The sequence below is a fragment of the Lentzea aerocolonigenes genome (assembly GCF_000955955.1).
GTDB classification, from domain to species: Bacteria; Actinomycetota; Actinomycetes; order Mycobacteriales; family Pseudonocardiaceae; genus Lentzea; species Lentzea aerocolonigenes_A.
Genome location: NZ_JYJG01000006.1, coordinates 1 through 26501 on the forward strand (window position 1 = coordinate 1; position 26501 = coordinate 26501).

A 26501-nucleotide genomic window follows, 5' to 3' on the forward strand; every position below is an offset into this window, starting at 1 on the left:
GACACCCGATCCCGCGGGCGGCGAGGCGTCAGCCGAGCAGCCTGCGGGAAGGGAGAGGCCCCCGCGCCAGGGGGAGGAACGCGGGGGCCGGAGGGGATCTCCACAGGCGCTGACCGGGGGTGTGTCAGCTGTTTGGATTGTTGCACGCGCACAGGCACGAGCGGGAGTGGTTGAACGGAGATTCTTAAGTTGCCGATGGACGGAATCCCCGTAGTCGCAAGCTGTTGGTAACAACGAACACGCTGCTGAAGGCCATCGCGGCCCCCGCGATCATGGGGTTCAGCAGCCCCAGCGCCGCGAGCGGGAGTCCAGCGACGTTGTAGGCGAACGCCCAGAAGAGATTCCCCTTGATCGTGCCCAAAGTCTTGCGCGACAAGCGAATCGCGTCCGCCGCCACGCGCAGGTCGCCGCGCACGAGCGTCAGGTCGCTCGCCTCGATCGCGACATCGGTGCCGGTTCCCATGGCCAGCCCCAGATCCGCGGCCGCGAGCGCCGGCGCGTCGTTCACGCCGTCGCCGACCATCGCCACAACTCGGCCCTGTGCCTGGAGATTCCGCACCGCCTCGACTTTCCCGGCGGGCAGGACGTCGGCGATGACCTCGTCGATCCCGACCTCGGCGGCCACCGCGGCGGCCACCTCGGCGTTGTCGCCCGTCAGCAGCACCGGGCGCAGGCCGAGTTCGCGGAGTTCACGAACAGCTTGCGCCGACGTGGGTTTCACGACGTCCGACACGATGACGAGCCCGACAACCTTGTCATCAAAGGAAACCGCGACCACTGTGCGCGCGGAGTGTGCAACCAGGGCCTCAGTCAATTCCCGCGGCAGCGAAACGTTGCGCACCCGCCCGACGACAACGCGTCGGCCGTCGACGACTCCGCTGACCCCGACGCCGTCCGTGGAAACGAAGTCCGACACCGGCAGGAGGTCGGGCACCTCGCGCACGATCGCCGCCGCGATCGGATGCTCGGACGCGTTCTCGACCGCCGCCGCGAACCGCAGCACCTCGTCGCGCGACACGCCGGCCGCGGGGATCACGTCGACCAGCGTCAAGCGCCCTGTCGTCACGGTGCCGGTCTTGTCCAGCACCACGGTGTCCACCCGCCGCGTCGACTCCAGCACCTCGGGACCCTTCACCAGGATCCCGAGCTGAGCGCCGCGCCCGGTGCCCACGAGCAACGCCGTGGGCGTTGCCAGCCCCAGCGCGCACGGACACGCGATCACGAGGACCGCCACGGCCGTCGTCACCGCGAACTCCAGCGGCCGCCCGGCGAGCAGCCAGGCGCCGAACGCGAGAAGAGCGATCACCGCGACGGCCGGCACGAACACGGACGACACCCGGTCGGCCAGCCGCTGCACCTCGGCCTTGCCCGCCTGCGCCTGCTCGACGAGCCGCCCCATCCGGGCGAGTTGGGTGTCCGCGCCGACGGAGGTCGCGGAAACGACCAGACGCCCGCCCGCGTTGACGGTCCCGCCGACGACCGGGTCGCCGGCGGAAACCTCGACCGGAACGGACTCCCCGGTCACCAGCGAACGGTCCACGGCCGAGCTGCCTTCGACCACTAGGCCGTCCGTGGCGATGCGCTCACCTGGACGGACCAGGAAGCGTTCGCCGACCTGGAGCTGGCCGATGGGTACACGCGTCTCCACGCCGTCGCGCAGCACCGCCACGTCCTTGGCGCCGAGCGCGAGCAGCGACCGCAGGGCAGCACCCGCCCTGCGCTTCGAACGGGCCTCCAGCCATCGTCCGAGCAGCAGGAACACGGTCACGCCGACCGCGACCTCCAGATAGATGTCCCCGGAGCCCGCAGGCCGCGGCAGGAGGCTGAACTCGTGCCGCATGCCGATGGCCCCGGCGGTGCCGAACACCAGCGCGTAGAGCGACCACAGGTACGAGACGGTGACACCCATCGAGACGAGGGTGTCCATCGTGCTGGCGCCGTGCCGTGCGTTGACCGCGGCCGCACGGTGGAACGGCCAGCCGCACACCCACACGACGACGCTGGCCAGCGCGAGCGACACCCACTGCCACACCGGGAACTGCAGCGCCGGAATCATCGAGAACGCGATCACCGGCGCACCGAGCACCGCCGCCAGTCCGAACCTCAGCCCCAGGTCACCCGAGTCGTCGGCGACCTCCGGTGTGGGTTCCTCCGCGTCATAGCCGGCAGCGCGCACGGTCGACACCAGGTCGTCCACGCGCAGGTTGTCCGGGAACTGGACGCTGGCCTTCTCGGTCGCGTAGTTCACCGTGGCGGAGACGCCGTCGAGCTTGTTCAGCTTGCGTTCGATGCGGTTCGCACAGGAAGCGCACGTCATGCCGCTGATGCTCAACTCGACGTGACGAGGCTCGGTCGTGGTCATCAGGCGACCTGGTACCCGGCCTCGCTGACGGCCGCGACGACCTCGGCGCGGTCGAGCTCGCGGTCGCTGGTCACGGTGACCGACCCGGTCTCCAGGACGACGTCGACGCCCGTGACGCCGGAGACCTCGCCGAGCTCCTCCTTGACGGAGCTGACGCAGTGGCCGCAGGTCATCCCGGTGACGGTGTAGGTGGCAGAGACGGACATCGGAGTCCCTTCCTCGGTACGGGACGCCGATCATACCCCCCTGGGGTACGAGGTCTCCTGAGGACCGTCGGGTTTCGGCTGGTCCAGGTTCTGGATGTCCGCCTCGATCTTGTTCACCAGGTCGTCCAGGCCTTCGAGCATCTTGTCCAGCTCGGCCATCTTGGCGCCGAACGCGGACTCGATGTCGGCGTCGATGGTGTCGAGGTTGATGCCGCTGATGGCCTTGAGGATCTCCTGCGGATCGACCGCGGGCACGCTGGGATCAGTCGGCACGCCCGGTATCTGAGGTGCGTTTTGGCCCTCTGGTTCGGGGGAAGGCTCCGGCGTGGGATCAGTCATCCGTTCATCTTCCCTTGGCCAGATCCCCACGAGACAGGCACCACACCTCTACGGAAAGTAACGCTGGGTGTCGGTGGAATCACTCTGCGGGGGGCTGCGGCCGTTGTCCCAGGTCGCTTAGCCTCGCGCCAACCTCAAGTCGGGGAGGGCACTCATGAGCGGGTCACTGGAAGTACGGAAGTTCCTGTTCACACAAGACGACGGCATGTCATCGCGACCGGGCGGGCCGAACGTGCCGGCCCAGCGCAGCGGAGAACCCTCGCGGATCTCCGACGACCAGGTTCACCGAGCAAGGCTCGCCGTCGCGCGGAGCGCCCTGGGTACCGAGGACTGCAGGATGCTGCTCGACATGCTGGGCCTGTCACCGGGCGAGGACGGCGGGACGCCACCAGTGCAGCGGTGACGTGATGCGCACGCGAGTGCGGCCCTGACTCCAGACGCGCACCCCCCGGAGCGCGTCTGCAGGACAGGGCCGCATCTCGAAACATACCCACGGGTCTCTTTAGCGGCAACGGCTAACCTTTACCCATGCCCCAGCAGGATCGGGCGTATGCGACACGTGAGTCGATACTCCACGCCGCGGCCGAGGAGTTCGACCGGCTTGGCTATGAGCGCACGTCGCTGACCGCCGTGCTCGCGCGCGCCGGGCTGACGAAGGGCGCGTTCTACTTCCACTTCGCCTCCAAGGAAGCGGTCGCCCGTGCGCTGATCGAGCGCCAGGGTGAACTGTGGGCGCAGGTGCGGGAGACGTGGCACGCGAGCGGTGTCGATCCGCTGAGCGCCCTGCACGGCATGTTCGCCGAGTCGGCCGACCGGATGGCCGCGGACGTCGTGCTGCGCGCGGGTGTCCGGCTCGCGGCCGACCGCGAGATCGGCTATCCCGGTGTGCCCTCGGCGCACGTCGGGTGGGAGAAGCTGATCGCCGGGTACGTGGCGGAGGCGGCCGAGCGCGGAGATCTTCGTGCCGGTGTCGATCCCGACGCCGTGGCGCGGACGTTGTGCGGTGCCGCCCTCGGTGCCCGGTTGATCTCCTCGGCGACGACGGCGTGTGCCGACTTCCCGGCGCGGATCCGCGAAGTTCTCGGGCACGTGCTGCCGTGCGTCGCGTCTTCGTCGTGGAAGTTGTCTGGATCACAAAACGCGGTTGACGGGCGTGCTGAGCCCTGAACAGGCATTTGTTGATCTGGGTGATCTCGGGTCAGGGGTGGTTTGGGCAGGTCAGGACATAAGTGGGACCCCCGTTTTGGAGGTGCGCGGACCTATGCCATATGCTTACGATGCTTCCAGAGACCAGCTAGTCCCCATCATCTAGCGGCCTAGGATCCCGCCCTTTCAAGGCGGTCGCGCGGGTTCGAATCCCGTTGGGGGCACGCAGTAAAGTACGGTACGGTAAGACAGCACGAGCAAGGCCCAGTGGCGCAGTTGGTTAGCGCGTCGCCCTGTCACGGCGAAGGTCGCGGGTTCGAGTCCCGTCTGGGTCGCTTTACTTTTCTCATGGCCAGGTAGCTCAGTTGGTACGAGCGACCGCCTGAAAAGCGGTAGGTCGGCGGTTCGACCCCGCCCCTGGCCATCCTTCTTCGAAAGAAGCCCCGCAGAACGCTGCGGGGCTTCTTTCGTTATGTGGTCAACCTTGCGATCGCTTGGTCGTCGTGGGTTTTGTAGCGAGGCCAACGCTTGTGCTCCGAATCACCGCGTTCGGCTTCGCGGATTCGGTCGAGGACTTCGCCCAGTGGCAATTGCTTCAGGTCCTCCCACGAGAAGAGCCCGTAGTCGGACACTCCACATGAGACGCCGTCGGTGGCGACGATCACCTGCCGGATCTCTTCTCGTGGCCAGCTCGCGGTCAGGGCCTGGTGTGCCGCAGCGGGTTCGGCCTCGGCGACCCAGTAGCCACCCGGTTTGTTCTTCCACCGCAGGATTTCCGGGTCCGGTCGCAGGTCCTCGAGTCTCGTGTCCTCGAGCACGTGGGCCGTCTGTCCGAACGCGACTACCGGGGTGTCGCACAGGACCAGGGCGTCGATGGTCGTCTCGGACCACCGGACGATCGCTGCCGTCGCGGACGGGGAGTCGCCAGGTACGAGGCCGTGTTCGGTGACGAGGCTGGCGATCGCTCGAGCCAGCAGGTCTTTCAACGGATCGGTGTCGTTGATCAGCCTGCTCAGCTGGTCAGCGAGCTGCGTGGCGTACCAGCCGCCGTTCCGGTCTGGTGGCCTGGTTCTGCTGGTGACGCCGTCGAGCACGACGACGGCGTTCGGCAGCACGCGGATTCGATCTTCGGTGACTCGGCCCGGAGCCCCCTGCTCAGCGGTCTCGATCTTCACCCTCACACCGTACGTGTCAACTCTGGTTGACAGCCTCGAGTTGTCAACGTACGTTGACATCATGACTGAAGCGACGGATCTCGCCACAGCGGCTGGGGACCGCGATCCGAAGGTCGGGTTGCGGGCCGTCACCGCACTGCGGCGGCTCTTGGAACATCTGGAAGCGGTCCAGGTCCGCAGCGCGCGGGCCCAGGGCTGGTCGTGGCAGGACATCGCGGCGGAGCTCGGGGTCTCCCGCCAGGCGGTGCACAAGAAGCACGGGGGTCGATGATGATCGCGGAACGGTTCACCAAGGAAGCCCGCGAGGCCGTAAAGGCCGCGGTGCGTGATGCGGAACGGGTCCACGCCGCCGAAGTCGGGGTGGAGCACCTGCTGCTGGCGTTGCTGGACGCGCCTGTGCTGGAGGGGTTCGACCTGCCGCGCGAGGAGCTGGAGACGGCCTTCCGCGACTACCGGCGCAAGGGCGGGCTGACCAAGGCGGACGCGGAAGCGTTGCGGGGCTTGGGAATCGACGTCGACGCGGTGATCGACTCGGTGGAGCAGTCGCTCGGGTCCGGAGTGCTGCGGCCCGGTCCGCGCCGGCGGTGGTTCGGGATGCCGCTGGAGTCCGCGTTCAAGAAGGCGCTGGAGAACTCGTTGCGCGAGGCCCGCGACCTCGGCCACAACTACCTGGGCAACGAGCACATCGTGCTGGCTCTGTTGCAGGGCAAGGGAATCGTGGCCGAGGTGCTGACCGAGCGCGGAGTGACCTACGAGGAGATCAGGAAGCGGGCTGCGAGCGCTCGCGCCAGGTGAGCATCGGCAGGAAGAGCTGGGAGAGCGGGCCGATGCCGAGTGCGTAGAGGATCGTGCCGATGCCGACGGTGCCGCCGAGCAGCCAGCCGGTGGCCAGGACGAGCAGTTCGATGACGGTTCGGGTGAGGCGCAGGGAGATACCCGTGCGGCGGCAGAAGCCGGTGACCATGCCGTCGCGCGGGCCCGGCCCGAGGCGTGAGCCGACGTACGCGGCGAACGCGACCGCGTTCAGCACGATGCCCAGCACGAGCAGCACGATCCTGGGCAGGAGTTCCTGCGGCGCCGGGATGATCGCGAGCGACACGTCGACGCTCACGGCGATCAGCACGACGTTGGCGATCGTGCCGACGCCCGGTTTCTGTCTCAGCGGGATCCAGGCGAGCAACACGACGACGCCGGTGATCGCGGTGATCAGACCGAAGCTGAGACCGGTTCGTTTCGTGAGGCCCTCGTGCAGCACGTCCCAGGGGTCGAGGCCCAGCGTCGCGCGGATCTGCATCGCCATGCTCGCGCCGTAGAGCCACAGACCTGCGGCGAGTTGGGTGAGGCGACGGGCGGGCGCGATTCGGACGGAGACCTGGTTGAGTGCGGTCATGGTGGCCATGTGGCCATCTTGAGCTGCGATTGGCCTGGTAATCCATAGCCAATTCGCGATAATTGGCCTCATGCTCCCACCAGGTGGACGTATATCGGGTGTGCGGCTCGCCCGGCTGCTCGGGTCGTGGCGGCGCGGTGGCGCGCGGCAGGGGTCGGCTGATCTCGCGGCGGCGGTCCGGCTGCTGGTCACGGACGGCCGGTTGCCGGTCGGCACGCGGCTGCCGTCCGAGCGCGAGCTCACCGACGCGCTGCCGGTGAGCCGGACGACGATCACGGCGGCTTTGGACCAGTTGCGGGCCGAGGGGGTGGTGGAGTCGCGGCGCGGGTCAGGATCGTGGATCAACGGACCGGTCGGTACCGGCGGTGGGATCACCGGCTTCGACGACACGTTGATCGATCTGTCCCGCGCCGCGCCTCCCGCGTTGCCGTCGGTGCGGTCGGCGATGGAGGCGGCGATGCTCCAAATGCCGGAGCACCTCGCGACGCACGGGTACGACGAACGGGGGCTTTTGCTGCTGCGGCAACGGATCGCCGACCGGTATGTCGCACGTGGACTGCCGACGTCCGCCGATCAGATCGTGGTGACGTCGGGGGCTCAGCACGCGTGGGCGCTGGTGCTGCGGCTGTTCGTGGGACCCGGTGATCGCGTCCTCGTGGAGCAACCGAGTTACCCCAACGCGCTGGAAGCGGTGCGTGCGTCGTTCGGGGTCCCCGTGCCGGTGCCGATGCTGTCGGACGGCTGGGATGTGGACGGGTACGAAGCCGCCCTGCGTCAGGCGGGCCCCCGATTGGCCTATCTGATCCCGGAGTTCCAGAACCCGACCGGGCTGCTGATGTCGGCCGGGCAGCGGGAAGCGCTTTCCGCTGTACTGCGCAAGGCGCGTACGCCGATGGTCGTCGACGAGACGCTGGTGGAGCTGTCGCTGGACTCCGCGCCGATGCCGTTGCCGATGGCCGCGTTCGGCGGCGATTCGGTGGTGACGCTGGGATCCGCGAGCAAGTCGCACTGGGGCGGACTGCGAATCGGGTGGATTCGGGCGTCGCTGGACATCGTGCACCGGTTGCTGTCGACCAGGGCGGCGATCGATCTGGGCACGCCGGTGTTCGAACAGCTGGTGCTCGCCGCACTGCTGGAAACGCCCGAACCTGTTCTGCGGCACCGGCGTGAGGAAGCCCGGGAGCAGCGGGACGCGACCGTGGCGGCGTTGCTGACGCACTGTCCACAGTGGAGCTTCTCGGTGCCTGCCGGCGGGCTCGGGGTGTGGTGCACGCTCGACGGCCCGGTGAGCACGCGAATCGCTGTCGTGGCGCAGAACCACGGCCTGCGGCTCGTGCCCGGTCCTCGGTTCGCGGTGCACGGCGGGTGCGAGAACATGCTCCGAGTGCCGTACACGCAGTCGTCCGAAGTGCTGCGTGAAGCCATCGGCCGTTTGGGTGTGGTGGCTGCATCTGTTGCAGGAACAGGGTTTCCTGCTGATGCGGAACTTTTGGGCCCGGTCGCGTGAGACACGTCGGCCCGGTCTCCCGCAGCGGTGGAGACCGGGCCGACGAACTTGCCACCGGGTTGACCTGCGGCGGGGGACGACCCAGGGATTGGCGTCCCCCGTCCGCAGGTTTTCCCGTGCGGTCCGAGAACTGCGGGGGCAGCGCGGCACTCGGACCAGACCCGACCTGCCAGGGCGCGGTTGGCAGGTCAGGAAGACTGGGTTCCTTGCGTACAACGGGAAATGAGGGAAGGAGTTATGCGCGCGACGGAACGAGACGGTCACAAATCGCGCAGAGGGCAGAGATGTCCCGTCTGACTCAGTCGGGTGACGTGCTCGGCAAGCCTTCGAGGCTGCCGGGTGAACGACCGTCGCGGCGCTGCTCGACCGACCACGTGGTGGGCGGGAACAGCGAGTTGTGCGACGTCAGAACGGCGAGCACGCCGCGCGTGCCGCCGGAGTTGTCGGTGTGGCCGGACGACGCGGAGGCCGTCGCGACCACGGGTGCCTGCTGCGGAGCGGGCAGCGGCGCGTTCTGGCCGGGCGTGGTCCAGTTGAGGTCGTGCGTCTGGACGGGCTCGGTCTTGGCAGGAGCCGGCACGGGCAGATCGGGCAGCTTCGGCTCGATCTTTTTGACCGGAACGATCTTCGGTGCGGGCGGAGGAGTCAGCGTGGCTTCCGCTGCCGCCTTCGCGGCGGCGATCTTGGCAGCGCGGACCTGGGCCTTGGCCTTGACGACCTCGGGCGGGGCCTGGTTCGTCACCGTGCCGTATCGCGTGTTGCCCTGTGAGCCGCTGGTGTAGTCGAGCACGGGCCCGGCGTCTTCGTCCGCGGGCTCTTCGTCGTGCGGCTTGGCGACCGGCGGCACGAGGCGCTGCGCCTGGTGGCGGTCGAGCATGCGGTCGGTGAGCGCCTTGGCCCACCCGGCCGGATCCTCCATCAGCTGCGGGGTTTCGACGGCGGTCTCGACGGCCGGTGGTTCCTCGGGGCTGGCTGAGGCATCGGTCCCGCCCAGCAGCCAGGCAGCGGCGGTCAGGCCGCCGAGCGCAGCGGTCCGCAGCAGCAGTGCACGAACTCCACCACCAGCCACAGGATCACCGCCCGTCCACCGTTCAGGTCACCGCCAACGCACAGCGCCGTCGGAGGTCGACGTTGAGCTATGTCTAGCACTGGTGAGTGATTTTGCGAACCAACTCGGCGCAAAACACTCGGAAGGGCGTTCCCGTGCGGCTGTCCGGGTTGCCCTGATCAGGCATGAACACCGTCAGTGTCGTCATCGGATCGAGTGACATTGCGCCTCGCTCCCCTGTGGACCGTGTCGAGCCGGGGGATGGTGTCCGATGTGGACGCGCAAAAGCAGGTCAACAGCCTCTCTGAGCTGGTCGATCACGCCTCTCGTGCCCTCGGCCCTGTCCTGGTGCACGATGCGCTGGGACCAAACGAGTGTTTGCTCCGTTCGGGGGAACTGGTCGTCCTGCCGGCGGACGCACCCACCGTGCGCAAACGCTTGCGCGGCGTCTACTCGCACGAGGAGATCTCCGCGGGCGCCATCCGCATGCACCTGAAGGCCCCCGACCGGGCCCGCGTGGTCGAGATCGCTCGTGAGGTCGGTGCCACTCCGAACCACGTCCACCTGGCCTGCCCGATCATGATCGGCACCTCCCGGCCGGTGGTCGGCGGCCGCCTCCCCGACCTCCTGGGCGAGGGCACCGTCGCGTTGCTCGACACCACTCTCGACGACCCGCACGGCTCTCTGGTGGCAGGCGTCCTGCGTCACCACGGCGCGTCCGTCCGCCCGTTCCCGGTCCTGACCGCCACGGGCTTCGGTGACGACCTCACGCTCGCCGCCGCCCTGCGCGCCACCCGTTCCCTGCCCGTGGTGCTCGTCGCTTCCGGCACCTATTCGTTCGACGACGAATGCCCACCGGTCCTGGCCTCCTGCGGCCCCAACGTGGTTGCCGCGGCGGGCAACGGCGCCTCCTCGCGCCCGTGGTGGCCGGCCGCCTTGCCTTCGGTGACCGCCGTCGGCGCCTCGGCTCCCTTCTCGGGTCACGGCTCGTGGGTCGACGTGGTCGTGGACGGCGTGGACGTTCCCGCCACGGTCGGCTCGACGCAGGCCCTCTGCACCGGCACTTCGTTCGCGGCCGCCCTGCACGCCGCCACCCTGGTTCCGGTGCCGTAACAGCTGAAACCCAGGTGTGCGACGGCCTTCGCGGCTTCGGCCGGGTGGTCGATCAGGCGGTGGACTTCGGTCATGGCCTCACTGACCTGCGCGTCCGGCACCGGCAACACGCTGGCGATCACGGCTCTGGTTCCTGCGTCGAGGAAGGCGCGGGCCAACCCTGATTCGCAGGCCGACAGGACGACCACTTCGGGTGGGTTCTCGATGCGAGCGATGTCGTAGCCGTAGAGCGGACCGTCCTTCAGCTCCAGGTAGGAGAACAGAGGGTTGTCCGGGTGGACGTGGCCGTGCGCCGCGATGTGGACGATGCCGGCACCTTCGAGTGCGCGCAACGCTCCATCCACAGTGGACTCAGCGATCAGCCCTCCGTGCTTTCGTTGAAGAGCGGTGACTTCCTGATGGCGGAGCGCGGGACCGCTGATCCACACGCGCTCTGCTCTGCCGCGAGGTTCGCGCCAACAACTCAGCCGTGGCAGTACGTGAACCTTCTGCCGGAGCGCTGCCCACGGCATGTTGTGCAGCACTCCGTCCGGGACAACGACGACTTCCTCCGTCGCAGGCAGGAGATCGGTCACGACCGGACGGCCTGCTCGCAGCGCGAGTTTGGCTGTGCCGACGAGTTCGGCCGGATCGCTGATGATCCGCAGGCGTGCCCGCCCGTTCATCAGCGTTACCGCCGTCATCTGCCCTCCGCGTTCGACGAAGCTGACCAGCGGCAGGTCTGGCAGCCTCACCGCATCAGCCGATGATCTCGGTGTCGCGGCGAGCGCCACGCGGCGGACGTCTCGCTCCAGCGCCTCCATCGGCAAGCCGAACGCCCTTGCTCGCCGCAAGCGCGTGAGTGCCTGCGCAAGTTCAGGCTGGTTGGGAGGCAAGGACATCGAGCCGGAGGCGCGGTGCTGCTCCGACCAGTGCAACACCTCACGTGGGGAGCGGGCGAGGCTCAGCGCGTGTCCGGTGAGCTCACGGCGTGGCCAGTCGCCGAGGTGCTCGTCGAGCAACCTGATCCCCGCACGGCAAGCCGCCAGCGCACCACGCCGATCCGACCGGCGCGCCTGCGCCAGCCACCCGAGCGCCCGCGTCTGCACCGGCCCGCGAAACCGATGTGCCGCAACAGCATCCAGCTCTCCGGCGGCGAGCATGAACTCGACGTCCGAGCCAGCGAGACGCAACGCCGGTACCGGATCTCCGTCGCGCAACGCACATCGCGCACTCAACACAGCCAACTCCGGCACGTGCCGCTTGCACCGCTTGAGCAACTCCAACGCGGGCGTCAACACCCGCCGCGCCTCCGTCGTGAGCCCGGCAGCCAGCAACGCCTCGGCCCGGTCGACCAGTGCCTCAGGCCGGCTCGTCGAATCGAGCCCGGCCTTCGCCGCCTCCTCGTACCGCCGCAGCGCGAGCGGCAGATCGCCGGCGAGCATCGCCACGAATCCCCTGTTGTGCAAGCACATCGCCGCACGCCCCGGCTCACCGATGGCCTGCAGCAACGTCTGGGCGGCCGCGAAGTCGGCCTCGGCCTCGGCCAGCTTCGTCGCGCCGCACCGCGCGATGCCACGTCCGACGAGGGCGTTGGCGAGCCACCGTTCGTCGCCGTACCGCCGCAACTCCTTGATGACGGCGGTGAGCTCGGCGATCGCCAGCCGAGGTTCGGCGGAGTTGCAGAGGTGGAGCCCGCGCAGACACCTCGCCCTCGCCAGCTCCCGCCCGCGCAGGTGCGGCGTGGCGAGGTCGAGGTGCTGCAAGCTCTGCCTCCGCCGGCCACGATCCAGGTTGATCCACGCCAGCGTGAGGTGAAACCGCGCCTCACCGGTGAGCCGCAGCCCGCGCTGGGCGAACCGGCTGGCGACGTCGAGATGCCCGAGCTCGACGTGGGCGATGCTCAGGTCGTGCAGGGCATCGGCACGCTGGGCCTTCGAACCTCGAACCCGAGTCGTCGCGATGGTGGCCTGCGGGTCCGCGCTGGCGCTCATGCGACGAACCACCCCGTCGTCAGACCGAGCGACGGCACGGTCACACACACCGGCCCTGGCACGACGTCGGCGCGGAACCAGCCCTCGGCGTCCGGCCGAACCGCCTCGGCCGACCTGGGCGAGCGGACCTCGACGGTGACGCCCTTGTCGTCCAGCACGCCGGTCAGCCGCAGTCCGGACGGCGATGGATCGAGCTGCAGGTACATCCGGCCGGCCCCGACGTGGAACACGAGCTGGCGGGACGGTCCGCGCACGGGCTCGTCGACGGGCTCCATCGGGGCGAAGCCGGTCGGGCGCGGAGCCAGTACGGGCGGCGGCACGTCCGAGCTGAGCAGGGAGGCGATCTCGTCGAGCAACGGGTCCCTCATCGCTGGTCCTCCAGCTTCCGGCGCAGCGCTGCCAGGCACCGCGTGCGGGTCTGGCCGACGCTCGTCACCTTCATCCCCAGGGCCTCGGCAACCTGTGCATAACTCAGCTCGGGGCTGTGGGCAGCGATGCACAGCAACCGCTGGCACCGCTCGTTCAAGGTCATCAGCGCGGTCCACAGCCGGCGTTGCCGATCACCAGCCACCGCGACCTCCTCCGGCGCGGGCAGAGTCGACGCCGGCTCCCAGCGGTCGAGCGAGACCTCGCGGCCGCGGGCGCGCACGACGGCGATCGACTGCCGGGTGGCGGTACGGACCAGCCACGTGCCCAGCGCCTCGGGTTGACGGACGCGGGTGAGATGTTCGGCCAGGCAGAGCCAGGTGCACTGGTAGACGTCGGCGGCGTCGGCGTGGCTCAGGCGGAACGATCTGGGCACCGACCAGACCAGGCGGGAGTAGCGTTCGACCAACAACTCCCAGCCCGCCGCGCCGGCACGGGCCGCGAGGAGAACCTCTGTGTTCGAGTCCATGCCATTTGGAGTCGAACTCCGGCGTCAAGGCTCCACGCCTCACCCGAAAGTGGGTTGTCCACAGTTGTGGAGGAACTCATCCACACCTGTGGACAACTAGAGCTTGTGGAGTCGCTCCACGGCCTCGTCGATCACCGCGTCCTGCTTGCAGAACGCGAACCGGATCAGGTGCTTCCACTCGTCAGGCCGGTCCGTGAACACCTGGACCGGCACCGCCGCGACCCCGATTCGGGCGGGCAGGTCGCGACACAGCTGCCATCCGTCCTCATAGCCGAGCGGCCGCACGTCCGCGCAGATGAAGTACGTGCCCTCCGACGACCGCACCTCGAAACCGGCCGCACGCAGCCCCTCGGCCAGACGCGCGCGCTTCGAGGCCAACGAGTCGCGCAACCCGGCGACCCAGTCCAGTTCGGCGGTCAGAGCGTGCGCGACGGCGGGCTGGAAAGGCGCCCCGCCCACGAACGTCATGAACTGCTTGGCGGCACGCACAGCGGACACCAGAGCAGCCGGTCCGCACACCCAGCCGATCTTCCAGCCCGTGCAGTTGAACGTCTTCCCGGCGCCGGAGATCGACAACGTCCGAGAAGCCATCCCCGGCAGCGAAGCCAGCGGGATGTGCGTCAGCCCGTCGAACACCAGGTGCTCGTAGACCTCGTCGGTGATCGCCAACAGGTCGTGCTCGATGCACAGGGCAGCGATGGCTTGGAGCTCCTCCAACCGGAACACGGTCCCGGTCGGGTTGTGCGGCGAGTTGACCAGGATGGCCCGAGTCCGCGGAGTGACCGCAGCCCGCAGGGCATCGACATCCAGCGCCAACCGGCCGGACGAGTCCTCACGCAGCCCAACAGTCACGCGCGAAGCGCCGGCCATCGCCACGGAAGCCGCGTAGGAGTCGTAGTAGGGCTCGATCAGGATCACTTCATCGCCGGCCTCGACCAGCGCCAGCAACGAAGCCGCGATCGCCTCGGTGGCCCCGACCGTCACCAGGATCTCGGAGTCCGGGTCGTAGGAGAGCCCGTACCGGGACCGGTGGGCAGCCACCGCAATTCGGAGCACCGGCATGCCAGGACCCGGCGGGTACTGGTTCACGCCCGACGAGATCGCCGATCGTGCCGCCTCCAGCATGGAGAGAGGACCGTCGGTGTCGGGGAAGCCCTGACCGAGGTTGACGGCGTCGTGCTGCACGGCCAGCGCCGTCATCTCCGCGAAGATGGTCGACGTGAACGGCTGCAACCGGGGAACTAGCGCTGGTACCCGCACAACGCAGGATCTTCACGGACAATGTGGGTGTGGAGCAACTGACCGCCGCTGACCAGCAGAAGCGCACGGACCTGCGCAAGATGAAGCTCGTCGCGACGAGCTTCCTCGTCGGCGCGACGGTCATCTTCTTCGGAACCCACGCGTTCGAGGGCGCCTGGGTCGGTTACGTACGAGCAGCAGCCGAAGCGGGCATGGTCGGCGCGCTCGCCGACTGGTTCGCGGTCACGGCGCTGTTCAGGAGGCCGCTGGGCCTGCCGATCCCGCACACCGCGATCATCCCCGAGCGCAAGAACATGTTCGGCAAGACCCTCGGCGACTTCGTGGGCGTCAACTTCCTGAGTCCGGAAGTGGTCCAGGACAAGCTCAGGAGAGCGGGCATCGCCGAACGTGCCGGTGCGTGGATCAAGCAGCCGGAGAACGCCGAACGCCTCACCAACGAGCTCGCGAACGTCATCAAGGGCGCCATCACGGTCCTCAAGGACGAAGAGGTCCAGGCCGTCCTGGAGCACGCGATCGTCAAGCGGGTCACGGAGAAACCCTGGGGCCCGCCGCTCGGCAAGCTGCTGAACCAGGTGCTCACGGACGGCGCGCACCACAAGCTCGTCGACCTCATGTGCGACCGTGCCTACGAGTGGGTCAGGGACAACTACGACAAGGTCAGCCTGATCGTCACGGACCGCGCGCCCACCTGGTCGCCCAAGTTCGTCGACGCGATGCTCGGCGACAAGGTCTACACCGAGCTGGTCAACTTCGCCTGGGCGGTCAAGACCGACGTCAACCACCCGATGCGGCTCGCGATCGACCAGTTCATGATCGAGTTCTCGAACGACATGCAGACCGACCCGTCCACCATGCAGAAGGCCGAGCAGGTCAAGCAGCAGGTGATCAACCACCCGGACGTCCAGAAGCTAATCAGCTCAGCTTGGGGCACCGCGAAGAAGATGCTGATCGACGCGGCGGAAGACCCGTCCAGCGAACTGAGGAAACGCGTCACGCAGGGCCTGATCACGCTCGGCACGAACCTCGCCACGGACGCAGATCTGCGCGCCAAGGTCGACGGCTGGCTGGAGCAGGCCGCCGGGTACGTCGTCGGCAACTACCGCGCGGAGATCACCACGCTGATCACGGACACGGTCGAGCGCTGGGACGCGGAGGAGACCTCGCGCAAGATCGAACTGCAGGTCGGCAGGGACCTGCAGTTCATCCGGATCAACGGCACCGTGGTCGGCGCACTCGCCGGCCTGGTGATCTACACGGTGGCCAACGCGCTGTTCTGACCCGTGTTCTGGGCGCGGCTCCGTTTTCGGAACGTGCGGGCCTTCTCCCGGTTGCCGCACACCTGCATCGAGCACCAGGTGCGCGAGCGGTTGCGCGAACGGTCGAAGAACGCACGCAGGCAGTCGTCGGCGGGACAGATCTTGAAGCGTTCCCAGGAGCCCAGCACGGCCAGTCGAGCGGACGCCGCGAGCACCGCGCCCAGGGCATCCGAGCTGGACAACACCGGAACGCCGTCCGTCAGCTCGATGTGGACCACGCCGGCCGCCGTCTGAGGGCCTGAAGAGCCCTCGATCGACGACCGCAGTGCCGCTCTCGCGGCGCGCGCCTGTGCGATTTCCCCGCTCCGCCCGAGGCCGCGTTCGGTCACCCACGCGCGCCAGGAGGCTTCACTGTCCAGTACGTGTCGAGTGTTCAGGAAGTCGAGCAGCAGCTCGACGTCGTGATCCCAGCCGACAGTCAGACCAGTCACCCCTCCACTGTAGGCGCCACGGCGGTCGCCCGTCAGGCATCTGGAGAATGCACTCGGTGTATACATCGTGTGTATAGTGCTTCCCATGTCGATCGGACACGCACTGTTAGGGCTGCTAGAGGGCGGTCCACGGCACGGATACGACCTGAAGCGCGCGTACGACGAGCGATTCGGGCAGGACCGGCCGTTGCACTACGGGCAGGTGTACTCGACCCTGTCGCGGCTGCTGAAGAACGGCTTCGTGACCGAGGCGGGCGTGGAGGCGGGTGACGGTCCAGAGCGCAAGCGGTACGCGATCACGGACGCCGGGGTCACTGATGTAGAGCGCTGGCTCAGCACTCCGGAGAAGCCGGAGCCGTACCTGCAGAACACGCTCTACGCGAAGGTCGTGCTCGCGCTGCTGTCCGGCCGCAGCGCCACGGAGGTGCTCGACGCCCAACGTGCGGCGCACCTCGGCACCATGCGCGAGCTGACCAGGCGCAAGACCGACGGCGATCTCGCTGACCAGCTCATCTGCGACTTCGCCCTGTTCCACCTGGAAGCCGACCTGCGGTGGCTCGAACTGACGGCCGCCCGCCTGGACCAACTGGCCGCGGAGGTCACGCGATGAGCCTGCTCAGGGCCGAGGGCCTCACCAAGTCGTTCGGCAAGACCCACGCGCTGGACGGCGCGGGGATCACGATCCGCGAGGGCGAGGTCGTGGCGGTGATGGGGCCGTCGGGCTCCGGCAAGTCGACGCTGCTGCACTGCCTCGCCGGGATCCTGCCGCCGGACAGCGGCACGGTGCTCTACCGCGACCAGGACCTGACGGCCATGAACGACAGCGCACGCAGTGAGCTGCGCAGGACCGAGTTCGGGTTCGTCTTCCAGTTCGGCCAGCTGGTGCCGGAGCTGACCTGCCTGGAGAACGTGGCGCTCCCGCTGCGGCTCAGCGGCATGAAGCGCAAGGACGCCGAACGCGCTGCGAGGGACTGGCTGAGCAGGTTGGAGGTCGACGGCGTCGCCGACCAGCGTCCCGGCGAGACCTCCGGTGGCCAGGGGCAACGGGTCGCGGTCGCCCGCGCGCTCGTCACCGGGCCGAAGGTGATCTTCGCCGACGAACCGACCGGCGCGCTCGACTCGCTCAACGGCGAACGCGTCATGCACCTGCTCACGACCGCGGCACGCGAAACGGGTGCCGCCGTCGTGCTCGTCACGCACGAAGCGCGCGTCGCCGCCTACTCGGACCGCGAGGTCGTGGTGCGCGATGGCCGCTCACGTGACGTGGAGTTCGCACGGTGAACCGGGTCATCAGCGACCTCGCCCTGGGAGTCCGGCTGGCCGTCGGGGGCAGCCGGAAGTCCTGGGTGAGGCTCGCGCTCCAGGGCATCGGCATCGGGCTCGGTGTCGCGATGCTGCTCCTCGCCGCGGCAATCCCGAACGTGATGGACCACCGGAGTGAACGGCAGGACGCGCGCAACGCGGTGTCGCACGGCAACGGGCCCGCGCCGCTGCTGATCGAGGAGCAGAGCTACCCGTTCCGCGCCGACTACATCCCCGGCAGGTACTTCAAGGCGCTCAGCCCGGACGCCCCGATCCCACCCGGTGTCGACCGCATGCCGGCTGACGGCGAGATGTTCGTGTCGCCCGCGCTCGCCGAGATGCTGGCGACCCCGGCGGGCGCGGAGCTGCTCCGGCCGCGCTTCCCGCAGAAGATCGTCGGCACGATCGGCCAGCCCGGCCTGCTGAACCCGAACGAGCTCCGCTTCTTCGCCGGTGACGCGGCGATCAAGGAGGATCCGGGCAACAACACCGTCTACGGCTGGGGCGTCTCGTCCAGGAGTCGCCAGCTCGATCCGCTGCTGTGGATGCTGAGCATCGTCGGCATCGTGGTGCTGCTGTTCCCGGTGCTGGTGTTCGTCAGCGTCGCGACGAGGCTCGCCGCGGCCCAGCGCGATCGGCGGCTGGCGGCGTTGCGGCTGGTCGGTGCGGGTGCGAGCCGGGTGCGGCTGATCGCGTCCGGTGAGGCGCTGGCCGGAGCTCTGGTCGGCCTGGTGATCGGGTTCGGGATCTTCTTCGTGGTCCGCCCGCTGGTCGACGAGATCAGCATCGCCGAGCTGTCCGCGTTCCCGAGCGACGTCCTGCCGACGACCGCGCTGACCCTCACGGTGGTGCTGGCCGTGCCGGTGCTCGCGGTGGTCACCTCGCTGGTGGCGATGCGCCGGACGATCATCGAACCGCTCGGCGTGGTGCGGGACCAGAAGCCCGTCCGCCGCAGGGTGTGGTGGCGGCTCGTGCCGGTGGCGGCCGGGATCGCGTTGCTCGCCAGCCAGTTCGGCAACCTCACCCAGTCCGAGAAGCCGAACCAGTGGCCCGTGGTGAGCGGCATCGTGCTGCTCATGCTCGGCATCCCCGTGCTGCTGCCGTGGCTGGTCGAACGTGTGGTGTCCCTGTTGAAGGGCCGCACACCCGCGTTGCAGCTGGCCGTTCGTCGCTTGCAGCTCGACAGCGGCACGGCGGCTCGTGTCGTCGGTGGTGTCGCGGTCGTGCTCGCGGGCACCGTGACGTTGCAGATGCTGCTGGCCGGCGTCGAGCAGGAGGTGCGGACCGACGCGAAGCGGCAGGCGGCCTTCAACTACCTGACCGTCGACCCGAACTCGGACGTCGACACGTCCGGGATGGCCGCCGCGCTGGAAAGCAGCAAGGGCGTGAGCGCGGTTCACCGGATCGACCGGGCGTTCGGCCAGCTGCCGTCAGGCCAGACCGTGGTCATCAGCATCGCCACCTGCACGGCGATGTCCAAGCAGACGACGGTCCCCAACTGCGAGGACGGCAAGGCCTACGCGGTGCGCTACGCCGACGGCGACCAGTACGCGCAGGCCGGCGACGTGCTGACGCTCAGGAACACCGGCGAGAAGTGGACGGTGCCACCCGTCGAGGTGCTCAGCAACACCATGCCCGGGCTCTTCGTGACTCCCGCCGCCGCCAAGGGGCTGGTGCCGACCAGCGCGGAGTACATCGCCGAGCTCGACATGTCGGTGCCCGACGCCGCCGAGTACGCGCGCAACGCCCTGGCGAGCTACAAGTGGAACGTCTTCACCTACTACGTCGGCCAGGACGACACCGACGAGATGGAACGGGTGTTCGGCGTGATCCGCCGCGCGCTGCTGGCGGGCGCGGCGCTCACGTTGCTCGTCGCGGCGGCATCACTGCTGGTCGTGGCGCTGGAACAGGTGCGGGAACGGCGCCGGCCGCTCGCCGTGCTGGCGGCGAGCGGGGTCCCGCGCGGCACGCTGGCCAGGTCGTTGCTGTGGCAGAACGCGCTGCCGCTGGCGATCTCCACGGTCGTCTCGCTGGCCACCGGCATCCTGCTCGGCGTGCTGGTGATGCGGGTGTTCGGTGCCGAGGTCGCCTTCGACTGGGCGGGCATCAGCCTGATCACCGGCGTGATCGTGGCGCTGACGTTCGTGGTCACTGCTCTGACGTTGCCCTCGCTGAGAAGGGCGACCGGAGCACTTGGGTTGCGGACCGAGTAGTCACCTCGTGCTCTGCCAGGCGGTCCTGCACCAGTCCGTGCCGGAACTGGTAGCAGGCCCCCGCCCGGCAGAGCACGCCGAGCTTGCGCGCGTCCTCCAGGAAGACCATCAGCTCCCACGGCAGTTTTCCGCGCAGTGCCAACCAGATCCGCGCCACGGTGAACCACCACCAGCGCAGGTGCAGGACGGTGAGCGCGAACCCGAGCATCAGCCCGGACGCGAGACCGAGCCCGACCATGCCGGTCTGCCCCGGTCCGAACACCAGTGCCGCCGCCGAGCCGAAGACCACGGCCAGCACCAGGGATCCGGTCCACACCGCGATCCGGTCGCGCGCCATCGTCCACTGAGGACTGGAGGCTTGGGAGAGCTCGGACGCGCTCGACAACGCGAACCGCAGCGCGACCGCCACGGCGAGCCCGAGGCCGACCACCAGCCCGGCGGAAAGCCCGTACAGCGCACCGAAGACGAGTCCGGCAGCGAGTCCGAGCACACCCGGCACGAGCAGCAGACTGCGCCAGATTCCCAGGCGTGGCTTGGCTTTGCGCTCCTGTGATGCGGTGAGTGCGGCCGCGCCGACCCCGATGCCCGCGACCAGACCGGTGATCGGGGCGAGCGACGGTGTGATCGAGTACGCCATCAGCCACGCGACGCCGAACCCGCCGATCGCACCCAGCACCAGCGCGCCGAGCACCGCGAGCCACGTGTTGCCGACGGATCGGCGCAGCTCCCACCAGGCCAGCTCGCGGATGTCCCGGTCGCGCATCTCGTGCGCGAGGAACTCCAGCCACCTGCGGGCCCGATCGCGTGGCCAGACCTGCGAGGCCCTGGCGTGGTGCGCGAAGGCCCTGTTGCCGAACGCCCTGGACACCAGCTGGTCGCAGAGGTGGTCGGAGATGGCGCGCGCGTCCGGGAAACGGCCGCGGTCGAGCAGTTCGGTCGGCTCTGCCTCGTTGTCCGCGTAGACCATGCTGGCGAGCCACATCGTCAACGGCGTCGACAACGCGTCGGCGAGCCTGCCGTCCGGTTCCTCGCGCAGCTGGATGAACACCGGCTCCCATCGGGCCGCGGTCACGGTGTCCGCGCTGGCCCGCAGATAGGCGGCGACCTCGTCCAGATCGAGCGGAGCCATCTCGACGACGTCCGCGCCGGGCAACGGGCCCGCGAGGTGCACGGCCTGCTCGTACTCGGCGGTGCGGCAGGTCAGCACCAACGGCCTGGTGCCGAACGCCTTCGTGATCCGTGCGAGGGCGTCGGCGCGTTGGTGGCCGGGGATGTCGTCGAGGCCGTCCAGCACCGGCAACACCTTGTGCTGCTCGACCAGCAGGTCACCCGCATAGCTGCCGTACAGCTCGGTGTTGCGCAACGCCGGGTGGTCCTCGTACAGCCTGCGCGTGAGCCACGTGCGGATGTCCTCGACCGCCGGGTTCCACGTCGAGAGCGGCAGCAGGACCGGGACCATGCCGCCGTCGTAGCGGTCGAGCAACCCGCAGGTCAGCAGCATCGCGACGGTCGTCTTGCCGGTGCCGGCCTCGCCGAGCAGCACCATCCTGCGGTTGATCTGCCGTTCGAACGCGCCCACGACGGCGTCGCTGCGTCCCGGCGGCGCGTCCGGCTCGTCGCTGACGTCGAGCTCAGGGGCGAGCCAGTGCAGGTCGAGGACGTCCGGGTCGGTGAGGCCGCGCGAGCGCACCTCCTCGTTCCACTGAGACTGCAGGCCGATCGCCAGCGCCCGGCACGCGGCGTCGAGGTGCTCGTCGGTGCTCAGCTCGGCGTTGTGCCTGCGGCGGAGCCACGGGTCGAGTAAAGCCAGGAAGCCCAGGAACGCCACCGCGAGGACGATCAGCCACACGTGCGGGTTGATGCCGTGGTCGGTCACGAACAGACCGGCCGCGGTGAGCAACGCGGTCAGCACGCAACCGGCCAGCAGTGCCTGCTGGCGGAATCTGGACATGCGTCGCATCATGACGCACCGCATCGGCCCGGGGTCGATTCAGTGACCCGTGTCGTGACGTTCGTTTCTTGATCACAGATGCCAGCGGAGCTCGCCCAGCGTCAGGAACTGGCCGTCGGGCGCGACCGTGATCCCGAACTGGTGCCGCCGGGGTTTGCCCAGCTCGTGCCAGTCGATCACCCCCTGTTCCGCGAGATCCCAGAGGCGCCGCGGGCCGCCCTGGTCGACGTGCGTGCCGTGGTGGTGCACCCAGGAACCGTCCGGATGGGCGAGCCAGTCGTGTCCCGCGACGACTCCGGGCAGAGCAATGCCCGCGAAGAACTCGAACGGGCTCGCCGGGTCGACCACGGTGTTGAGCGGCAACGTCGTCGTGCGGCGGTCGAACGTGCCGGAGCCCGCGAGCGCCGGCGGGTGGGCGTGCGCGCGCAACGGCATGAAGCGGCCGTCCTCGACGAGCACGTTGCCCTGGCCGGTGCCGTCGCCGTTCGACACGATCCGCACGAGCCCGGCGCCGATCGGGCGGTGCAGCGTGGTGACGACCAGGCCGCCGCGCTTCACCTGCTCCAGCCAGGCGGGCGGGATGGTCGCGACGGAGCAGGTGGCCAGCAAGCGGTCGTACGGCGCGCGCTCCGGATGGCCGAGCGCGCCGTCACCCGTGACGCAGGTGGGGAAGAAGCCGTTGTGGCGCAGGCGTTCCCGTGCGCGTTGCGAGATGTTCGGGTCGACGTCGATCGTGGTCGTGTTGCTCGCACCCACGGCGTGGCACAGCAGGGCCGCGTTGTAACCAGTGCCGGTGCCCACCTCGAGGACCGTCTGTCCGTTGTGGACGTCCAGTGCCTCCAGCATGATCGCCATGATCGTGGGCATGCTCGACGAACAGGTCGGTGTGCCACCGGTCACCGTGTCGTCGCCGTCGAACTGGGTAACCCAGACCCGGTCGGAGTAGACGAGTTTCAGCCAGTCCGGGTGCTTGCGGGTAACCCGTTCCCAGTCGCCGCTGTGCAGCTGGCGGTAGAAGCGCGGCAGGAACTCGTGCCGTGGAACTGTCCGGAAAGCCTTGAGCCACTTGGAATCGTGCAGCACGCCAGTGCCGAGCAGGTGGTCCGCCAGCTCGGTGCGAAGGGCCCCGGTGTCGTCCATGTCACCCACAACGGTAGTCCTGTGGCGGAGCACACGCAGCGATTGCTAGCAGGGTGCTTGCAACTGCTAGCACTCATCGCTAACGTAGTTGGTGGCACGAGGAACGGGAGCGGGAACAGTGGACAAGTCCATCGACAAAGCAGTCGCGGACCTCGGCCGCAACATCGGTGAGTACATCCGCGAACAACGCAACACCGCCAAGATCTCCTTGCGGGAGCTGGCAAAGCAGGCGGGTGTCTCCAACCCATACCTCAGCCAGATCGAGCGAGGACTGCGCAAGCCGTCCGCGGAGATCCTTCAACAGATCGCCAAGGGGCTGCGCATCTCGGCCGAGGTGCTCTACGTCGAGGCCGGGATCCTCCAGCAGCGCGAAGGCGGTGCGTTGGCGGACGCCATCGTCGCCGCGACCGATCTGACCGAGCGGCAGAAGCAGGTGCTGCTCGACGTATACGAATCTTTCAGGCGGGAGAACGCCGCCAAGAACAAGGAGGAGTGATCTCCATGCCGAAGCTCACCCAGGACGACGTCCGCAAGGCCGCCGAGCAGGGCGCGCACGCCGCGCGTCAGGCCCTTCTCGCCGCCCTCGGCGCCGGTGACCTCGCCGCCAAGGCCGTGGTCGAGGCCCTGAACAAGGCCAAGACCCGCGCGGAAGAGGCCCGCACCCAGGCTCAGGACCTGCCCACCGAGCTCAAGGACCTGCGCGACAAGCTGCAGCCGGCCGAGCTCAAGAAGCTGGTCGACGCGTACACCACCTCCGCGGTGAACCTGTACACCTACCTCGCCGAGACCGGCGAGCAGACGCTGGAGCAGATCAAGGCCCAGCCGCAGGTCAAGCAGGCCGTCGAGCAGGTCGAGCAGGCCGTCGAGGCCGCTCAGAAGCGCGCCGAGTCCGCCGCCGCCGACGCCCGCGTGCTCGCGGACGACGTACTCGGCAAGGTGACCCGCCGCACCCGCTCGGTCGGCGAGAAGGTCGCCCACGAGGTCGAGGACGCCGCCGAGAAGCTGGCGGAAGAGGTCGTCGAGGTCGGTGGCGAGGCCGCGCACGAGGTCCGCAGCACCACCCGCAAGGCCGCGAACCGCACCGCGCCCCGCAAGCCGGCGACGACGACCCGCAGCACCGGCACCACCGCTGCGGCCAAGAAGACGACCCCGACGAACACCACCAAGTGAGTCGCTGAAGTCCGAGCGAAAGGGGAGCAGCCCGCGAGGGTTGCTCCCCTTTCGCGTACCACCAGTTGAGTCGCCGGCGCCTCGGCGAGGTGGAGCACACCCTGCGGGGCCGCTCCCCTCCCGCTGTGTCGGCACGTAGTCTGGGCCCGTGGTCTTCAACGTGCCGGACTTCAACTTCTGGAACCTCGACTACATCGTGTACTTCTTCGCCGACCTGGCGTTCACGATCGTCGGGCTGTTCGCGTTCTTCCACGCGCTGACCCAGCGCGTGGACGCGTACACGGCCGCCGAGAGAATGACGAAGCCCGCCTGGCTGGGCATCACCGGTGGTGGCGCGGCCGCGATGCTGCTCTTCTCGCCCGCCGGCTTCGGCTCGATCTTCTGGCTGGCCGGCCTGGTCGCCGTGCTCGTGTACATGGTGGACGTGCGGCCGAAGCTGATCGAGGTCCAGCGCGGCCCCCGCTGGTGATCACGCAGTCCTACGGCTCCGGTTCGCCGGTGACCCTGGTCGCTCACGGTCTCGGAGCCACTGCCGGTGAGGCGCGGATTCCCGCCTCCGGCCTGCCCGGCACACGCGTCGTCGTGACGCTCCCCTCGCACGGCTCTGCTCCCGACGCGCCTCCCGGTTACTGGGACTACGGCCGGATCGCTGACGATCTGGGCACTGTTCCCGCTGATCACGCCGTTGGTGTTTCGCTGGGCGCCGGAGCGTTGGTCCGGCTGCTGTCCCGTTCTCCTGATCGTTTTCAACGAGTGGCTCTGCTGCTGCCCGCGGTGCTGGATCAGCCACGTCCGGCCTTCACGTTGCAGCAGCTGTCCGACCTCACCGTCGGACCGCCTGCCTACGTCACCGAACGGCGGGAGGCGTTGAGCCGTCTCTCGGCCGCCGCTGAGCAACTGCCCGGCCAGGTCGCGGTGACGGATGCCTCGGTGCTGGCCGCTGTGTCGATTCCAGTGCTGGTCATCGGGGCTGTCGGTGATCCGCTGCACCCCGAGGACGTGGCCAAGGCGACGGCGGCGGCGTTCCCGAACGGCTCGTTGTGGCTGGTCGACTCGCCCTCGCCGATGATCACGCACCGCGCCGAGGTGCGGCACAGATTGGTCGAGTTCTTCGCTGGGTAGCCGTTGTTCATGGCCGAACAGAAGAAGATCGCATTCCTGGTCGCGACGGAGGGCATCGAGCAGATCGAGCTCACCGACCCGTGGGCGCACGTCGAGAAGGCCGGCGGAGTGCCGCGCCTGCTCGCGCCGAAGCTCGGTGAGGTGCGCGGGTTCAACCACCTGACGCCTGCCGACGCGTTCCCGGTCGACCTCGCCTTCGCCGACGCGACCGCGGACGACTACGACGGCGCGGTGATCCCCGGTGGCGTGGCCAACGCGGACTTCCTGCGGATGGACGCCGACGCCGTTCAGCTGGTGAAGGAGCTGGTGGCGGCCGGCAAGCCGATCGCGTCGATCTGCCACGGGCCGTGGTTGCTGGTCGAGGCCGACGTGGTGCGCGGCAAGATGCTGACCTCGTTCCCGAGCCTGCAGACCGACATCCGCAACGCGGGCGGCGACTGGGCTGACGAGGAAGTGCGCGTGTGCGACATGAACGGCTGGACGCTGGTCACCTCGCGCAACCCCGACGACCTGCCGGCGTTCAACCGTGAGACGTTGAAGGCGTTCGGGCTTGACTGAGCGGGGTCTGCAGCCCCCGCTCGGCTTTTAGAGGCGCGTCTGCGCGTAGTGCTTCATCGCGGCGTTGGACCACTCAGCCACGCCTTCGGCCTGGGCGTCCAGCTGCGACCTGAACTCGTCCTCGAGGTACAGGTCGGCGAGTCCCGAGTAGGACTCCCGGTTGGGCGTCCAGGACAGGCAGATCCACCGGTAGTGCCGGTCGATCAGCTCCTGCGTCTCCGCCGCGTCGGCCGCGACTCCGGCCGTGAACAGCTCCGTCGCCCGCGTGACGATGTCCTGCCACTCCTGCAGGAACCTGTCGGCGTCCGCCTTGGTGGCACCCTGCCAGCGCTTCTTGCTGCTGGCGAGGTGCTCCTTGACGCCGTCGCCGAAGCGGTCGACCAGCTGCGCCTCGTACTCCTTCTGCTTGGCGGCGTCGAAGCCGTCGAACAGCTCTTCCATCTTCACCTCGTCCCCTCCTTCCAGTTCTTCGATCGTCCGCGCGACAGTGTTGGCCAGCCGGTCCAGCCTGCGGCGTTCGTCCTGCAGCCACCGGTGGTGGTTGCGCAGGACCGTCAGCTGGTCCGTGCCGTTCAACATGTCCGCCACCACGTCCAGACCGAGGCCCAGGTCGCGCAGCAGCAGGATCTGCTGCAGGCGGTGGACCTGCTCCTTCTCGTAGTAGCGGTAGCCGTTGTCACCGACCCAGGCCGGCGACAGCAGCCCGATCGAGTCGTAGTGCCGCAGCGTCCTGGACGTCACCTTCGACATCCGGGCCACCTGGGCGATCGACCAGGCCATTCCGGTTCCCCCTTCGCGCTCCCCAACAACGCTAAAGGTTGACGCAGCGTCAAAGTCAACGCGAGTTTTGAGCGCACGCGGGGCGCTCTCGTACTCTCCTGGCG

28 protein-coding genes and 3 tRNA genes are annotated in these 26501 nt (G+C 68.7%); 17 read left to right on the forward strand and 14 right to left on the reverse strand.

The window, feature by feature from the left end; genetic code table 11:
* Positions 1 to 184: 184 nt before the first annotated feature.
* The 3 genes from UK23_RS01995 to UK23_RS02005 are packed head-to-tail and all read right to left on the reverse strand — an operon-like array spanning position 185 to position 2841.
* On the reverse strand, positions 185 to 2362 hold the full coding sequence (locus UK23_RS01995) for a heavy metal translocating P-type ATPase (RefSeq protein WP_045309608.1): 2178 nt from the start codon (positions 2360 to 2362) through the stop codon (positions 185 to 187).
* The gene (locus UK23_RS02000; protein WP_045309609.1) at positions 2362 to 2568 is read right to left on the reverse strand and encodes a heavy-metal-associated domain-containing protein; all 207 of its coding nucleotides are present in this window, start codon (positions 2566 to 2568) and stop codon (positions 2362 to 2364) included. The genes UK23_RS01995 and UK23_RS02000 overlap by 1 nt, the downstream gene beginning before the upstream one ends.
* A gap of 30 nt (positions 2569 to 2598) precedes the next feature.
* Positions 2599 to 2841, reverse strand: a complete 243-nt coding sequence (locus tag UK23_RS02005; RefSeq protein ID WP_156212672.1) for a hypothetical protein — start codon at positions 2839 to 2841, stop codon at positions 2599 to 2601.
* A gap of 220 nt (positions 2842 to 3061) precedes the next feature.
* Between UK23_RS02005 and UK23_RS02010 the strand changes: the two genes are divergently transcribed.
* The 5 genes from UK23_RS02010 to UK23_RS02030 all read left to right on the forward strand — a co-directional run bounded on the left by UK23_RS02010 (position 3062) and on the right by UK23_RS02030 (position 4477).
* On the forward strand, positions 3062 to 3310 hold the full coding sequence (locus UK23_RS02010; RefSeq protein ID WP_045309611.1) for a hypothetical protein: 249 nt from the start codon (positions 3062 to 3064) through the stop codon (positions 3308 to 3310).
* Positions 3311 to 3435: 125 nt separating this feature from the next.
* Positions 3436 to 4074 carry a ScbR family autoregulator-binding transcription factor gene (locus UK23_RS02015; RefSeq protein WP_045309612.1) on the forward strand — a complete coding sequence of 213 codons (639 nt, stop codon included), beginning with the start codon at positions 3436 to 3438 and terminating at the stop codon, positions 4072 to 4074.
* Between the two features lie 130 nt (positions 4075 to 4204).
* Positions 4205 to 4277, forward strand: a tRNA-Glu gene (locus tag UK23_RS02020).
* Positions 4278 to 4314: 37 nt separating this feature from the next.
* Positions 4315 to 4388, forward strand: a tRNA-Asp gene (locus UK23_RS02025).
* Positions 4389 to 4403: 15 nt separating this feature from the next.
* Positions 4404 to 4477: transfer RNA gene (locus tag UK23_RS02030), tRNA-Phe, on the forward strand.
* Positions 4478 to 4523: 46 nt separating this feature from the next.
* On the opposite strand, the gene UK23_RS02035 is transcribed toward UK23_RS02030, so the two are convergent.
* Positions 4524 to 5228, reverse strand: a complete 705-nt coding sequence (locus UK23_RS02035) for a protein phosphatase 2C domain-containing protein (protein WP_196777584.1) — start codon at positions 5226 to 5228, stop codon at positions 4524 to 4526.
* A gap of 61 nt (positions 5229 to 5289) precedes the next feature.
* On the opposite strand from UK23_RS02035, the gene UK23_RS02040 reads away from it, so the two are divergent.
* Positions 5290 to 5499: a helix-turn-helix domain-containing protein gene (locus UK23_RS02040; RefSeq protein WP_045309630.1), complete on the forward strand. Its 210-nt coding sequence runs from the start codon at positions 5290 to 5292 to the stop codon at positions 5497 to 5499.
* Positions 5496 to 6023, forward strand: coding sequence for a Clp protease N-terminal domain-containing protein (locus tag UK23_RS02045; protein ID WP_231114342.1), 528 nt, complete (start codon positions 5496 to 5498; stop codon positions 6021 to 6023). Before UK23_RS02040 ends, UK23_RS02045 begins: the two co-directional genes overlap by 4 nt.
* On the opposite strand, the gene UK23_RS02050 is transcribed toward UK23_RS02045, so the two are convergent.
* A complete protein-coding gene (locus UK23_RS02050; RefSeq protein WP_045309614.1) occupies positions 5989 to 6627 on the reverse strand; it encodes a YczE/YyaS/YitT family protein in 639 nt (212 codons plus the stop codon). The genes UK23_RS02045 and UK23_RS02050 overlap by 35 nt on opposite strands.
* A 61-nt stretch (positions 6628 to 6688) precedes the next feature.
* Between UK23_RS02050 and UK23_RS02055 the strand changes: the two genes are divergently transcribed.
* Positions 6689 to 8125: a PLP-dependent aminotransferase family protein gene (locus UK23_RS02055; RefSeq protein WP_045309615.1), complete on the forward strand. Its 1437-nt coding sequence runs from the start codon at positions 6689 to 6691 to the stop codon at positions 8123 to 8125.
* Positions 8126 to 8423: 298 nt separating this feature from the next.
* Here UK23_RS02055 and UK23_RS02060 read toward each other — a convergent pair whose 3' ends face one another.
* From UK23_RS02060 to UK23_RS02085, 5 genes are all read right to left on the reverse strand, one after another.
* Positions 8424 to 9194 carry a hypothetical protein gene (locus UK23_RS02060; RefSeq protein WP_045309616.1) on the reverse strand — a complete coding sequence of 257 codons (771 nt, stop codon included), beginning with the start codon at positions 9192 to 9194 and terminating at the stop codon, positions 8424 to 8426.
* Positions 9195 to 10153: 959 nt separating this feature from the next.
* A complete protein-coding gene (locus UK23_RS02070; RefSeq protein WP_045309618.1) occupies positions 10154 to 12259 on the reverse strand; it encodes a CHAT domain-containing protein in 2106 nt (701 codons plus the stop codon).
* The gene (locus UK23_RS02075) at positions 12256 to 12627 is read right to left on the reverse strand and encodes a hypothetical protein (protein ID WP_045309619.1); all 372 of its coding nucleotides are present in this window, start codon (positions 12625 to 12627) and stop codon (positions 12256 to 12258) included. Before UK23_RS02075 ends, UK23_RS02070 begins: the two co-directional genes overlap by 4 nt.
* Positions 12624 to 13154 (reverse strand): RNA polymerase sigma factor, encoded by a 531-nt coding sequence (locus UK23_RS02080; RefSeq protein ID WP_045309620.1) that lies wholly within the window; start codon positions 13152 to 13154, stop codon positions 12624 to 12626. Before UK23_RS02080 ends, UK23_RS02075 begins: the two co-directional genes overlap by 4 nt.
* 96 nt (positions 13155 to 13250) lie before the next feature.
* The gene (locus UK23_RS02085; RefSeq protein WP_045309621.1) at positions 13251 to 14414 is read right to left on the reverse strand and encodes a pyridoxal phosphate-dependent aminotransferase; all 1164 of its coding nucleotides are present in this window, start codon (positions 14412 to 14414) and stop codon (positions 13251 to 13253) included.
* A gap of 29 nt (positions 14415 to 14443) precedes the next feature.
* Between UK23_RS02085 and UK23_RS02090 the strand changes: the two genes are divergently transcribed.
* Positions 14444 to 15691 (forward strand): DUF445 domain-containing protein, encoded by a 1248-nt coding sequence (locus UK23_RS02090; RefSeq protein ID WP_045309622.1) that lies wholly within the window; start codon positions 14444 to 14446, stop codon positions 15689 to 15691.
* On the opposite strand, the gene UK23_RS02095 is transcribed toward UK23_RS02090, so the two are convergent.
* Positions 15664 to 16161 (reverse strand): CGNR zinc finger domain-containing protein, encoded by a 498-nt coding sequence (locus UK23_RS02095; RefSeq protein ID WP_045309623.1) that lies wholly within the window; start codon positions 16159 to 16161, stop codon positions 15664 to 15666. The two genes, UK23_RS02090 and UK23_RS02095, sit on opposite strands and share 28 nt — an antisense overlap.
* 85 nt (positions 16162 to 16246) lie before the next feature.
* Here UK23_RS02095 and UK23_RS02100 point away from each other — a divergent pair, with 85 nt between their 5' ends.
* Genes UK23_RS02100 through UK23_RS02110 form a run of 3 tightly spaced genes read left to right on the forward strand, consistent with a single transcriptional unit; the run spans position 16247 to position 19676 of the window.
* Positions 16247 to 16771 carry a PadR family transcriptional regulator gene (locus UK23_RS02100; RefSeq protein ID WP_045309624.1) on the forward strand — a complete coding sequence of 175 codons (525 nt, stop codon included), beginning with the start codon at positions 16247 to 16249 and terminating at the stop codon, positions 16769 to 16771.
* A complete protein-coding gene (locus tag UK23_RS02105) occupies positions 16768 to 17442 on the forward strand; it encodes an ABC transporter ATP-binding protein (RefSeq protein ID WP_045309625.1) in 675 nt (224 codons plus the stop codon). The genes UK23_RS02100 and UK23_RS02105 overlap by 4 nt, the downstream gene beginning before the upstream one ends.
* On the forward strand, positions 17439 to 19676 hold the full coding sequence (locus UK23_RS02110) for an ABC transporter permease (RefSeq protein WP_045309626.1): 2238 nt from the start codon (positions 17439 to 17441) through the stop codon (positions 19674 to 19676). Before UK23_RS02105 ends, UK23_RS02110 begins: the two co-directional genes overlap by 4 nt.
* On the opposite strand, the gene UK23_RS02115 is transcribed toward UK23_RS02110, so the two are convergent.
* Together UK23_RS02115 and UK23_RS02120 are read right to left on the reverse strand one after the other, a co-directional pair.
* A complete protein-coding gene (locus UK23_RS02115) occupies positions 19612 to 21627 on the reverse strand; it encodes an NACHT domain-containing protein (protein WP_231114343.1) in 2016 nt (671 codons plus the stop codon). The genes UK23_RS02110 and UK23_RS02115 overlap by 65 nt on opposite strands.
* 72 nt (positions 21628 to 21699) lie before the next feature.
* Complete coding sequence (locus UK23_RS02120) at positions 21700 to 22767, reverse strand: methyltransferase domain-containing protein (RefSeq protein ID WP_045309633.1); 1068 nt, start codon at positions 22765 to 22767, stop codon at positions 21700 to 21702.
* 118 nt (positions 22768 to 22885) lie between these two features.
* On the opposite strand from UK23_RS02120, the gene UK23_RS02125 reads away from it, so the two are divergent.
* The 5 genes from UK23_RS02125 (at position 22886) to UK23_RS02145 (ending at position 25617) form a co-directional block, all read left to right on the forward strand.
* The gene (locus UK23_RS02125) at positions 22886 to 23263 is read left to right on the forward strand and encodes a helix-turn-helix domain-containing protein (RefSeq protein WP_169730979.1); all 378 of its coding nucleotides are present in this window, start codon (positions 22886 to 22888) and stop codon (positions 23261 to 23263) included.
* A 5-nt stretch (positions 23264 to 23268) separates the two neighbouring features.
* The gene (locus UK23_RS02130; protein WP_045309634.1) at positions 23269 to 23937 is read left to right on the forward strand and encodes a hypothetical protein; all 669 of its coding nucleotides are present in this window, start codon (positions 23269 to 23271) and stop codon (positions 23935 to 23937) included.
* A gap of 193 nt (positions 23938 to 24130) precedes the next feature.
* Positions 24131 to 24406: a DUF2516 family protein gene (locus UK23_RS02135; protein ID WP_045309635.1), complete on the forward strand. Its 276-nt coding sequence runs from the start codon at positions 24131 to 24133 to the stop codon at positions 24404 to 24406.
* A 29-nt stretch (positions 24407 to 24435) separates the two neighbouring features.
* Positions 24436 to 25059 carry an alpha/beta fold hydrolase gene (locus UK23_RS02140; RefSeq protein ID WP_231114344.1) on the forward strand — a complete coding sequence of 208 codons (624 nt, stop codon included), beginning with the start codon at positions 24436 to 24438 and terminating at the stop codon, positions 25057 to 25059.
* A gap of 9 nt (positions 25060 to 25068) precedes the next feature.
* Positions 25069 to 25617, forward strand: a complete 549-nt coding sequence (locus tag UK23_RS02145) for a type 1 glutamine amidotransferase domain-containing protein (RefSeq protein ID WP_045309636.1) — start codon at positions 25069 to 25071, stop codon at positions 25615 to 25617.
* A 27-nt stretch (positions 25618 to 25644) separates the two neighbouring features.
* Here the strand turns inward: UK23_RS02145 and UK23_RS02150 are convergent, their stop codons facing one another.
* Positions 25645 to 26397, reverse strand: coding sequence for a MerR family transcriptional regulator (locus tag UK23_RS02150; protein WP_045309629.1), 753 nt, complete (start codon positions 26395 to 26397; stop codon positions 25645 to 25647).
* Between the last annotated feature and the right edge of the window lie 104 nt (positions 26398 to 26501).